The organism is Sporosarcina sp. E16_3 (genome assembly GCF_017347125.1).
Lineage (GTDB): Bacteria > Bacillota > Bacilli > Bacillales_A > Planococcaceae > Sporosarcina.
In genome coordinates this window covers 43,979-54,583 of sequence record NZ_JADPRX010000028.1, presented here as the reverse complement: position 1 = coordinate 54,583, position 10,605 = coordinate 43,979, and the positions used below count along the sequence as shown (strand labels likewise).

Genomic DNA, 10,605 nt, shown 5'->3' with positions numbered 1-10,605 from the left:
AAGTGACTCCGTCACTTCTAGCCACACTTTTTTCAGTAATCCTGTTGTGAATAGTTGCCTGTCGCGTTCCTACACTATTCAAGTGAAAAATGCAGTTTTTTTTAAGAATAGAATAGATGACATTCCATAAAGTGTGTAAGTGCCCGAAGATGCAATTTCGGGCACTCTTGCACGTTGTATAATGTACTTCTTGCTTACTTTTAGTAAAGTTTATGCATCTAATTATGTGATGTCTACTAGAATGTGACACTTCTTTAATAAAGAAAGGAAAAACCATAGAGAAAGCATCTGCCGCCAAAATTGCATCTTTGGCGGCTTTTCTCCAGGTAAGAAGCCCCTCTATTCTTTCGTCCCAAAAAGCATCTGCACTTCGTGTACTTATGCATTTGGAGCGCGACGGATGAAGGACACTCATACGATTAACGAAAAAATATGTCGGGATGCGACAAAGGCGCATCCCGACATATCCAGACATCTCGATAATGGTATAGTAGTCGTTCAATCTAAAGCAATCCGGAAGCAACAATACACGTAGCGCCCAGTGTGTAATTAATTTATCCCCTAGTTAATTTTGGTTAATCGACAGATGTGACTTTTGAATTGCTTAGTTACCTTCTCGCAAAGGTAGACAGATGCGAATCAATGTACCAACACCGATTGTGCTTTCCACATCGACTGTACCACTATGGGCTTCCACGAGGTGTTTGACAATAGCTAGTCCTAGCCCAGTGCCACCCGAGTCGCGGCTTCTAGCACGGTCAACACGGTAGAAGCGTTCAAACAGCCGTGCCAGTTCAACTTGTTCGATACCGATTCCTTCATCCTGCACTTGGATAATGGCACTATTTGCTACTTTTTTAACTGAAACAGTAATTGTTGTCTGTTCTTTTGAATAGTTAATCGCATTCGATAAAAGATTCACCATAACTTGAATTAATCGACTTGCATCGCCTTCGATAACGATTTCATCCGCAATATCCAAATTGATAGCCATCTTCTTACGCTCCAAACTACCGGAAACGATTTCCAATGCATCATTCATCAGCTCTAGCAGCTCAACATGTCCAAACTGAAGTGAAAAGTTTTCTCTTTCCATTGCCGATAATTCGAGCAAGTCATCAATTAATAGATGTAGACGATTACTTTCTTTTTGAATGATTTCAAGAAACTCTTTCATTATGACAGGTTCATTCATCGCACCATCTAATAATGTTTCAGTAAACCCTTTAATTGAAGTAATAGGAGTACGAAGTTCGTGGGATACATTTGCAACGAAGTCTTTTCTTATTTCTTCGAGTCGGACAAGATTTGTAATATCATGCATGACAACAACAATACCGAGCCAATTCCCGTGATGGCCGATAACAGGCGCACCATAAACGCCCATGTAGGAATAAATACCCCCTGAATCAATCCTAACCTGTTTTTCACGTACTTGTTCTGTCATAAATACATCTTCAATCAAATCTTCAATTTCAATAGGTAAACCGATTGTTTTAAACGTCTTACCAATTGGCTCCTCTTTTGAAAATCCAAACGTCTTTTCAAATACCCCATTTACAAGATTGACTGATCCTTCACGACCAAACATCAGAAGCCCGCTACCCATACTTTCTATAAGTGTTTTCAAGCGCTCTTTTTCCATCATGCGAAGTGTCGACATCTCTTGCAGATTGCTCGCTATTTTGTTAATGGAAATCGCAAGTTCATTATTATATTCTGGTTCATCCGTCTTTGTCCTTACAAGGTAATCACCTTGCGCAATTTGAACGGCAACTTTTGTCACTTCGTCGACAGGACGAGCGTATTGCATCATCATCCGCATTGCTATTAAGAGTGAGATAATAAATGCAATTATCAGCGTGATGATTAAATAAACCCAATATTGGTGTTGCAGATCAAGTGAGATATCCCGTGCGAATAAAGGGAAAAACTGACCCAGGACAATACCGAGGCCAGTTAATAGAACTGAAAGAAGAATTGCACATGCGATGGTTAATCTAGAATATAGATCTTTCATCAAACTTTTGGCTCCTCAAATTTATAGCCAATTCCCCTTACCGTCTTGATGAAAACAGGTTTCTTCGTGTTTTCTTCAATTTTCTCACGTAAATGGCTGACATGAACATCGACGATGCGTGTATCACCAGCGAAGTCATAATTCCAAACCGCGCTCAAAAGCTGGTCCCGTGATAGCACCCGGTTCTTGTTCTGCATGAAATAAACAAGCAGTTCGAATTCCTTTGGAGTGAACTCAAGTTCTACTTTGTCAAGATAAGCTTCGTATTGTTCAGCGTGCACCGTTAATAATCCAGTAGTTAATATTCCCGTTTCTTCGACTTTGTCTGTCCGTTCCCCGCTGCGTCTTAATACAGCCTTAACGCGTGCAACAACTTCACGTGGACTGAACGGCTTCGTCATATAATCGTCCGCGCCAATCTCAAGGCCGAGCACTTTGTCTAGCTCGTCCCCTTTTGCCGTAAGCATGATAATTGGGATATCGAGTCCACGCTGCCTTAACGTTTTGCATACATCAATTCCATCCATTTTTGGAAGCATTAAGTCAAGTAAGATTAAATCAGGTTTTTCTATTTCTGCTTTCACTACCGCTTCTTCCCCGTCAGCAGCAGTAATTGTTGCGTATTGTGCCTGCTTCAAGTTGTATTCTAGTAGTGTTCGAATCGGCTGTTCGTCATCGACAATCAATATTTTCTTTATACTTGAACTCAACTTGCATCAATCCCCTATCAAAAGTTATCCATTGCTTGTGATGTAAGTCGTTCTTCCACTTTTGGCGGAGTGACTGTCACGACTCCAGAAATGACGATGTCCTCCTTTTCGTCACGTGCTTCTATTGAAATATCTATTGAATTTTTTTCTTTATCAACATGAATAATTTCGAGCAAAAAATTGATAGTTGTATAGTGATACACAGCTTTTTGGAATGACAACTGTTGTTTCACGATATGTGAACCAGGTCCAGGTAAATACTTCGAAACGGCGGATGTCACAATCCCTGTTAGCATAATAGTTGGTACGATAGGCATTCCATAAGCCGTCTGCGAAGCATAATCATGCTGGATATAGAGTGGGTTACTATCATTTGTTAGTCCAAGATAGAGCAGTAGATCTTTATCTTCGATTTTCTCTGTCAATTTCAATTTTTCTCCAACAGTAATCTCTTCTATTTTTCTACCTAGACGTCTTTTTTTCCCTAGTATCAACTAACTTCCCCCTTTTAATGTGGTAATACAAGTTTATCAATAATTAGAAAAAAAATCGAGTAGCATATGCTACTCGATTTTTTTAAAAGATATTAGACAAGAACTTTCATAACAGCTTTAACTGATTCAGCAGAATTAGCTAATGCAACTTTTTCTTCTTCAGTCAATTCAAGTTCGATGATTTTTTCGATACCGCCTGCACCAAGCACCGTTGGAACACCGATGTAAATACCATCAAGACCGTACTCGCCTTCAAGGTATGCAATCGAAGGAAGAACACGTTTCTGATCTTTTAGAATCGCTTCAGCCATTTCAACTAGTGATGCAGCTGGTGCATAGTAAGCAGAACCATTCCCAAGAAGGTTAACGATTTCTGCTCCACCTTTGCGTGTACGGTCTACGATTTCTTCAAGACGCTCAGGAGAGATCAACGATTCAAGTGGAATACCACCAGCATATGAGTAGCGTACAAGTGGAACCATATCATCGCCATGACCGCCAAGTACGAAACCAGTGACGTCTTTAACAGACAAGTTCAATTCTTGCGCTACAAAGGTGCGGAAACGAGCAGTATCAAGTACACCAGATTGTCCGATTACGCGTTCTTTCGGTAATCCAGATTCTTTGTATACTGTGTAAGTCATAGCATCAACAGGGTTCGTCAATACGATGATTGTTGTGTTAGGAGAATGTTTTACGATTTCAGCTGTTACGATTTTCATGACTTTTTGGTTCGTTTGAACAAGGTCATCACGGCTCATACCTGGTTTACGTGCAATTCCAGCTGTGATAATGACGATATCCGAGTCTTTTGTATCCGCGTAATCTGAAGTCCCTATAATATTCGCGTCAAAACCTTGAACAGGTCCAGCTTCCATCATATCAAGTGCTTTCCCTTTTGTCGGGTTTTCCATTTGTGGAATATCAACAATCACTACATCGCAAAGCTCTTTTTGGGCTAAAAGAAATGCCGTAGTTGCACCAGTGAAACCAGAACCGATAACTGAGACTTTTTTACGTTGCATTGTCATGGGTTAACTCTCCTTTTATTCATATGTATGAAGGGCATCCCCCTCATTCAATCTAATAAAAATCTCCAACGGCGGAAAACTAGAGTTTTCCGCCGTTGGAGTATTAGTAAATCAATTACGCCTCGGCGTAATTTGAATCAGCACGGACTTCTGCTAATTCAAATTAAAGGTTTTTAATCAATTCATTTGCGAATTCAGATGCTTTCACTTCTGTTGCACCGTCCATAAGACGAGCAAAGTCGTACGTTACAACTTTAGAAACAATTGTTTTTTCGATTGAAGCAGTGATCATAGCTGCCGCTTCGTTCCATCCAAGATGCTCAAGCATCAAGACGCCTGAAAGAAGGAGTGAAGAAGGATTAACTTTGTCAAGTCCTGCATATTTCGGTGCAGTACCGTGAGTTGCTTCAAAGATTGCATGACCAGTAATGTAGTTGATGTTTGCTCCAGGAGCGATACCAATTCCGCCAACTTGCGCAGCAAGTGCATCAGATATATAGTCGCCGTTCAAGTTCATTGTTGCAACAACATCGAACTCTTTTGGACGTGTCAAGATTTGTTGCAAGAAGATATCAGCAATCGAATCTTTAACGATGATTTTGCCTGCTGCTTCAGCTTCAGCTTGTGCTTTGTTCGCAGCGTCAGTTCCATCAGCGTCTTTGATTTGATCATACTGGTTCCATGTGAAGACTTTATCGCCGAATTCTTGTTCAGCAACTTCATAGCCCCAGTTTTTGAATGCGCCTTCTGTGAACTTCATGATATTTCCTTTATGGACAAGCGTCAATGACTTGCGGCCTTCTTTAATAATATAAGTAAGAGCAGCACGTACTAGACGTTTTGTACCTTCTTCAGAAATAGGTTTGATACCGATTCCAGAAGTTTCTGGGAAGCGGATATTTTTAACACCCATTTCGTTTTGTAGGAATTCGATTACTTTTTTCGCTTCAGGTGTACCTTCTTTGTATTCAATACCTGCATAGATATCTTCCGTATTTTCGCGGAAAATAACCATATCACAATCTTCAGGACGTTTAACCGGTGAAGGAACACCTTCAAAGTAACGTACTGGACGTAGGCAAGTGTAAAGATCCAATTCTTGGCGAAGTGCAACGTTCAATGAACGGAAACCGCCACCGATTGGCGTAGTAAGTGGTCCTTTAATAGCGATCAAATACTCATCAATTGTGTCAAGTGTTGCTTGTGGAAGCCATTCGCCAGTTTCGTTGAATGCTTTTTCTCCTGCAAGAACTTCTTTCCACACAAGCTTTTTCTTACCATCGTAAGCTTTATCGACAGCTGCTTCAAGTACGCGTGATGCTGAATGCCAAATATCCGGACCAGTACCGTCACCGATAATAAAAGGAATTGTTGCGTGATCAGGAACGTTTAAAACACCATTAGTTACTGTAATTTTTCCACCGTTAGTCATAATTAATTTCCTCCCAAATTCAAAATCAGAGGGCCGGCATATATCTATGCTGCCCCATGTTTTATCGTTCTTATCGTTCTTATCGTTCTTTAATCGGAACGTATTTCTGCATGCCCGGCCCTGTATAATCTGCACGAGGACGGATCAATCGATTGTTCGCATATTGCTCACGGATATGTGCAATCCATCCCGAAATACGAGATACTGCAAAAATCGGCGTGAATAAATCATGATCGATGTCGAGTGAATGATAGACAGAAGCCGAATAGAAATCGACGTTTGGCGGCAAATTCTTTTCGCCAGTAACAATTTCTTCGATTTTATTGGACATATTGTACCATTTCTCTTCGCCGCGAAGTTCAGTCAAACGCTTAGACATTGCACGAAGATGTTTCGCACGTGGGTCGCCTTGGCGGTAGACACGGTGGCCGAAGCCCATGATTTTTTCTTTGTTATCTAATTTTGCACGGATATACGCTTCTACTTTGTCTTCAGAACCGATTTCCATCAGCATTTTCATTACTTGTTCGTTTGCACCACCGTGAAGTGGTCCTTTTAGTGCGCCAATCGCTGCTGTAACACCTGAATACATATCAGAAAGCGTTGCCACACAAACGCGCGCTGTGAATGTAGATGCATTTAGCTCATGGTCTGCATGAAGGACAAGTGCTTTGTCGAATGCTTCAATTGCAATTGCTTCAGGCTGTTTACCTGAAAGCATATATAGGAAGTTTTCAGCATAGCCTAGTTCAGCTTTTGGAGCAACTGGCTCAAGGCCTTTACGGATACGTGAGAATGAAGTAACGAGCGTAGCGATTTTTGCTTGAAGCTTAATCGCTTTTTCGTAATTTGCTTCATCAGACATATCTTCTGCTTTTTCATCGTATAGTCCAAGTAGAGATACTGCAGTACGCAGTGCCGCCATTGGGTGTACGTCTGCAATTGGATACGTTTTGAAATGATTAAGTACTTCTTGAGGAACAGACATATTCTCTGCAAGCTGTTTTTTCAGCTCTGCAAGCTCATCCTCTTTCGGCAGACGCTGGTGCCAAAGAAGATAAATAACTTCTTCAAAGCTGGCGTTATCTGCAAGATCATCAATATCATAGCCGACATATGTAAGTGTGTCATCAATAATAGAACTGATTGCTGACTGTGTCGCTACGACTCCTTCCAACCCTTTGGTTGACGTCATATAAATCGCTCCCTCTTTCAGTACAGCTGTCCAACCTATAAAAAAAAGAAAGAAGAACAGCTAGTCTGCTAATATTAATTCGCTACTTAAAACGCTTACAACGACCATTATAATCAATTTTGTCATCTTTGTGAATGGATACGCTTGTTTTTGTTTTTTGATTTATAAAAAGGGGGTCGGAAAATGCCAGAAAATCGGAACAAGCAACAAGCATTTCAATCAATTTTCATGAAATGGTTGCCTGCTGTTTTCGCGGGCATTATCCTGTTTACTGTTCCCCCGGCGGCAATCGCTGTCATCATTGCCTACTTCACTGCTCCTATCTTATCATCCGTCCGCACAATGACCAAGCTTCCACTTACAATTGCAACATTATTCGTCATGACACTTATGCTTTTTTTAATGAGCGCGTTCACTTTCATTGCAATTCACGGACTTATTGACACCGTTCCAACTGTCGAACGCCATATAGCCCCATTCACACAAAATACCGACATCCTAAGCAAACTATTCACTTTCCTAGAAGATAAAGTTGTGGAATATGGCCATGCGCTTCTAGAATACACCTTAACAATCATTAGTACCGTTTTTCAACAGCTCTTCAGTTTGTTCATTTTCCTCGTAGCTTACTTTTTTGCCTTACGGGAATCCGGAAAAAACCGCTATTGGTTTCTAGTCTATTTCCCGAGTGTCATACGCCAGCCTGCTAAAAGAATGTTTACAACATCCGGTAAACTTATTGGAACGTTTGTGTCAGTAGAAGCGCGCTTATTCTTCCTGACATTTTGTATTATCACAATAGGGTTCTTGCTTCTACGATTCGAGTCACCCATTGGCAACGCTTTTCTTATCTCACTAGCAGATAGCCTGCCATTCCTCGGAATCGGTCTGTTCCTTCTGCCAATGGCTGCCTTCTTTCTATACACAAACAATCTTTATATAGGAATCTCACTCATTTTACTTTATCTATTCACCATGATAACTAGACAAATGGCCGAATCCTATATGTGGGCATCCACTTTTCACCTAAAGCCAATTCATGCTTTCTTCATAACAGCTTCTTCCTTCTATCTATTTGGATTACCCGGTATTCTACTAACGCCATTCTTACTTTTTGCCGCACTGAAAGTAAGACAACACCCTTTATTTACCGGATAACAATTTGTCCTTTTTTCATTTTATTATAGATCCAATTCCGAATGAATGGTCTGATACTATTCCTAGGTCCTTTGAAGAGTAGTAATAAGCCGAATAGGTCAGTAATAAAACCGGGCATGATGAGCAAAATCCCCCCAAATAGAATACAAACACCATCAATAAGCGCATCTCCAGGTGTCTCCATAACTGTCATGCGCATTTTCAATTCAGTCCAAGCCTTCATCCCTTGGCGCTTAGCGAGGTACGCCCCCCCTATCCCCGTAATAAGAATGATAGCTATCGTAGGCAGAAGCCCCAGCGTCTTCCCTGAATATAGTAGTAGAGCAAGTTCAGCTGTTGGAACAACAATAAATGTGAGTACAATCCATTTCATGCTAAAATCCATCTCCTAAAAAAGGCTGCTTACCGAGCGTATCGGAAGCAGCCTTATCTTATTTATCCCGCATTAACGGGCAGTAAGACCCCCACTTCAAGTCTTCAAGGATACGGGAAGAATAAGTGGGGGATCAACTGCCCGTAAAAGCCCGAATGGTTAGGGCCAACGAGGAGGAATTGCAGTTCATTCCTCCCTGTTGGTTACTTAGGCTTTGCCACAGGACGTGGCGCACTTAGCCTAAGTTCTTTTAAACAATCAGCGGGGATGAAGAACCCCCACTCTGATTGAAGATTAACTTTATAGAACGCTCGCGCGCCCATTATAGATAACGCCAGATTCAGCATCCATCGTAATTTCCTTACCATGCTGAATCAGCTTGGTAGCGTCTTCAACACCGACAATAATCGGTATACCTAAACTGAGTCCAACAATTGCTCCATGACTTGTCAATCCGCCTTCTTCCGTAATGAGTCCTGCACATTTCTCGATGGCAGGCATCATATCACGATCAGATGCATTCGTTACAAGTATTGCTCCTTCTGTATCATATGCCAATGCTTCAGCAGCATTTTTAGCTACAACAGTTCGGCCAAAAGCTACATCTTTGCCTATCCCTTGTCCTCGTGCAAGCAAATCGCCGATAACATGAATTTTCATCAAGTTCGTCGTGCCCGCCTTACCAACTGGAACACCAGCCGTAATGATAACCACATCACCATGTCCTACATACTGATGTTTAACACTCTCTTCTACGGACTCTTGCAGGATTTCATCAATCGAAGAAACTTTTTTTCCAACAATCGGGTAGACGCCCCAAATGAGTGATAGTCTTCTTGAACAAGCTTCAGAAGATGTTACCGCAATAACCGGACAACCTGGGCGGTATTTGGCAATCATTTTAGCTGTATGGCCACTTTCTGTTGGAGCAAGGACGGCCTTCACTTTCAAGTTGATAGCCGTGTATGCCGCAGCTTGTCCAATCGCTTCAGTCATATTGCCGTGTTTTTCGCGGCGGCGTGTTGAAACGACAGAACGATAATCAATTGCTGCTTCTGTAGTCCGCGCAATACGATCCATCGTCTGAACTGATTCGATAGGATAAATTCCTGCTGCCGTCTCTCCTGACAGCATGATTGCATCACTACCGTCAAAAATAGCATTTGCAACATCGCTCGCTTCCGCACGTGTAGGACGCGGGTTTCGCTGCATCGAATCAAGCATTTGTGTTGCGGTAATAACTGGCTTACCCGCCTGGTTACACTTCTCAATCAATTTCTTCTGGACAAGTGGTACTTCTTCCGGTGGAATTTCTACTCCAAGATCACCACGAGCAACCATAAGACCGTCCGAAACATTCAAGATTTCATCGATGTTGTCGACGCCTTCTTGATTCTCTATCTTCGGAATGATTTGCAAGTTCGAGCCGTTGTTGTTCTCAAGAAGGGCTCGTATTTCCATAACATCGGAAGCCCGTCTTACGAATGAGGCAGCTATGAAGTCGACACCTTCTCTAATACCGAACAGGATATCTTCTGCATCCTTTTCCGTCATTCCAGGAAGTTGAACCGAAATCCCCGGTACGTTAACGCCCTTATTATTGCTTAATGGCCCTGAATTAACAATCAGTGTATGGATTAATCCTCGCACTTCATCTTTTCCAGTAACTTCCAATTGAATTAGACCATCATCTAAGAGAATGACAGAACCCTCGTATACATCTTCAATAAGTTTATCGTAACTTATTGAAAACACTTCATTATTTCCTTCAACTTGCGTCATAGAAATATCAATTTTTTGTCCTGTGACAAGTTCCAACTTTCCATTCTCCATGGAATGCGTCCGTATTTCAGGACCTTTCGTATCTAGCAGGATCCCAACAACTTTACCTTTTTCACGTGCGACTTTTCTAATGGAATCGATACGGGCTTTATGTTCTGCATGATTACCATGGGAAAAATTCAGCCTCGCTACATTCATACCAGCATCAATAAGCTGTTCCAATAATTCCGGTGATTCACTTGCAGGGCCAATCGTACATACTATTTTCGTTTTTCTCATCAACAATCGCCTCTTTTATTTTTTTTAAAAACCCAATCAATTGTGCCCAGATTTTGAATAATGATTGCTTAATTCAGTCGACGTTTGAATGCACTATGAATTCCAGACATTTGTTTGCTTTGTCTTTCCAC

At 41.4% G+C, this 10,605-nt stretch carries 9 protein-coding genes; 1 reads left to right on the top strand and 8 read right to left on the bottom strand.

Translation table 11 applies throughout. The annotated features are described in order from the left end of the window. Window positions 1-604: 604 nt before the first annotated feature. The 6 genes from pnpS to citZ all read right to left on the bottom strand — a co-directional run bounded on the left by pnpS (window position 605) and on the right by citZ (window position 6,882). Window positions 605-2,020, bottom strand: a complete 1,416-nt coding sequence (pnpS, locus tag I2483_RS14955; RefSeq protein WP_207277918.1) for a two-component system histidine kinase PnpS — start codon at window positions 2,018-2,020, stop codon at window positions 605-607. Continuing rightward, window positions 2,020-2,730, bottom strand: coding sequence for a response regulator transcription factor (locus I2483_RS14950; RefSeq protein WP_207277914.1), 711 nt, complete (start codon window positions 2,728-2,730; stop codon window positions 2,020-2,022). The genes pnpS and I2483_RS14950 overlap by 1 nt, the downstream gene beginning before the upstream one ends. Window positions 2,731-2,747: 17 nt before the next feature. Further along, window positions 2,748-3,224, bottom strand: coding sequence for a MaoC/PaaZ C-terminal domain-containing protein (locus tag I2483_RS14945; RefSeq protein ID WP_207277913.1), 477 nt, complete (start codon window positions 3,222-3,224; stop codon window positions 2,748-2,750). Window positions 3,225-3,316: 92 nt separating this feature from the next. After that, complete coding sequence (gene mdh / locus I2483_RS14940; protein WP_207277912.1) at window positions 3,317-4,255, bottom strand: malate dehydrogenase; 939 nt, start codon at window positions 4,253-4,255, stop codon at window positions 3,317-3,319. A gap of 163 nt (window positions 4,256-4,418) precedes the next feature. Further along, a complete protein-coding gene (gene icd, locus I2483_RS14935) occupies window positions 4,419-5,687 on the bottom strand; it encodes an NADP-dependent isocitrate dehydrogenase (protein ID WP_186670090.1) in 1,269 nt (422 codons plus the stop codon). Window positions 5,688-5,766: 79 nt separating this feature from the next. Then, window positions 5,767-6,882 carry a citrate synthase gene (gene citZ, locus I2483_RS14930; protein WP_186670088.1) on the bottom strand — a complete coding sequence of 372 codons (1,116 nt, stop codon included), beginning with the start codon at window positions 6,880-6,882 and terminating at the stop codon, window positions 5,767-5,769. 183 nt (window positions 6,883-7,065) lie between these two features. On the opposite strand from citZ, the gene I2483_RS14925 reads away from it, so the two are divergent. Beyond that, window positions 7,066-8,040 (top strand): AI-2E family transporter, encoded by a 975-nt coding sequence (locus tag I2483_RS14925; protein ID WP_186670086.1) that lies wholly within the window; start codon window positions 7,066-7,068, stop codon window positions 8,038-8,040. Here the strand turns inward: I2483_RS14925 and I2483_RS14920 are convergent. Then, window positions 8,030-8,413, bottom strand: a complete 384-nt coding sequence (locus I2483_RS14920; protein WP_207277911.1) for an FxsA family protein — start codon at window positions 8,411-8,413, stop codon at window positions 8,030-8,032. The genes I2483_RS14925 and I2483_RS14920 overlap by 11 nt on opposite strands. A 300-nt stretch (window positions 8,414-8,713) precedes the next feature. After that, complete coding sequence (gene pyk, locus I2483_RS14915) at window positions 8,714-10,474, bottom strand: pyruvate kinase (protein ID WP_207277910.1); 1,761 nt, start codon at window positions 10,472-10,474, stop codon at window positions 8,714-8,716. Between the last annotated feature and the right edge of the window lie 131 nt (window positions 10,475-10,605).

Bases quoted from the DNA above. Each gene is read 5' to 3' on its own strand.
- pnpS (WP_207277918.1), bottom strand. From the start codon at position 2,020: ATGAAAGATCTATATTCTAGATTAACCATCGCATGTGCAATTCTTCTT.
- mdh (WP_207277912.1), bottom strand. From the start codon at position 4,255: ATGACAATGCAACGTAAAAAAGTCTCAGTTATCGGTTCTGGTTTCACT.
- icd (WP_186670090.1), bottom strand. From the start codon at position 5,687: ATGACTAACGGTGGAAAAATTACAGTAACTAATGGTGTTTTAAACGTT.
- citZ (WP_186670088.1), bottom strand. From the start codon at position 6,882: ATGACGTCAACCAAAGGGTTGGAAGGAGTCGTAGCGACACAGTCAGCA.
- I2483_RS14925 (WP_186670086.1), top strand. From the start codon at position 7,066: ATGCCAGAAAATCGGAACAAGCAACAAGCATTTCAATCAATTTTCATG.
- I2483_RS14920 (WP_207277911.1), bottom strand. From the start codon at position 8,413: ATGAAATGGATTGTACTCACATTTATTGTTGTTCCAACAGCTGAACTT.
- pyk (WP_207277910.1), bottom strand. From the start codon at position 10,474: ATGAGAAAAACGAAAATAGTATGTACGATTGGCCCTGCAAGTGAATCA.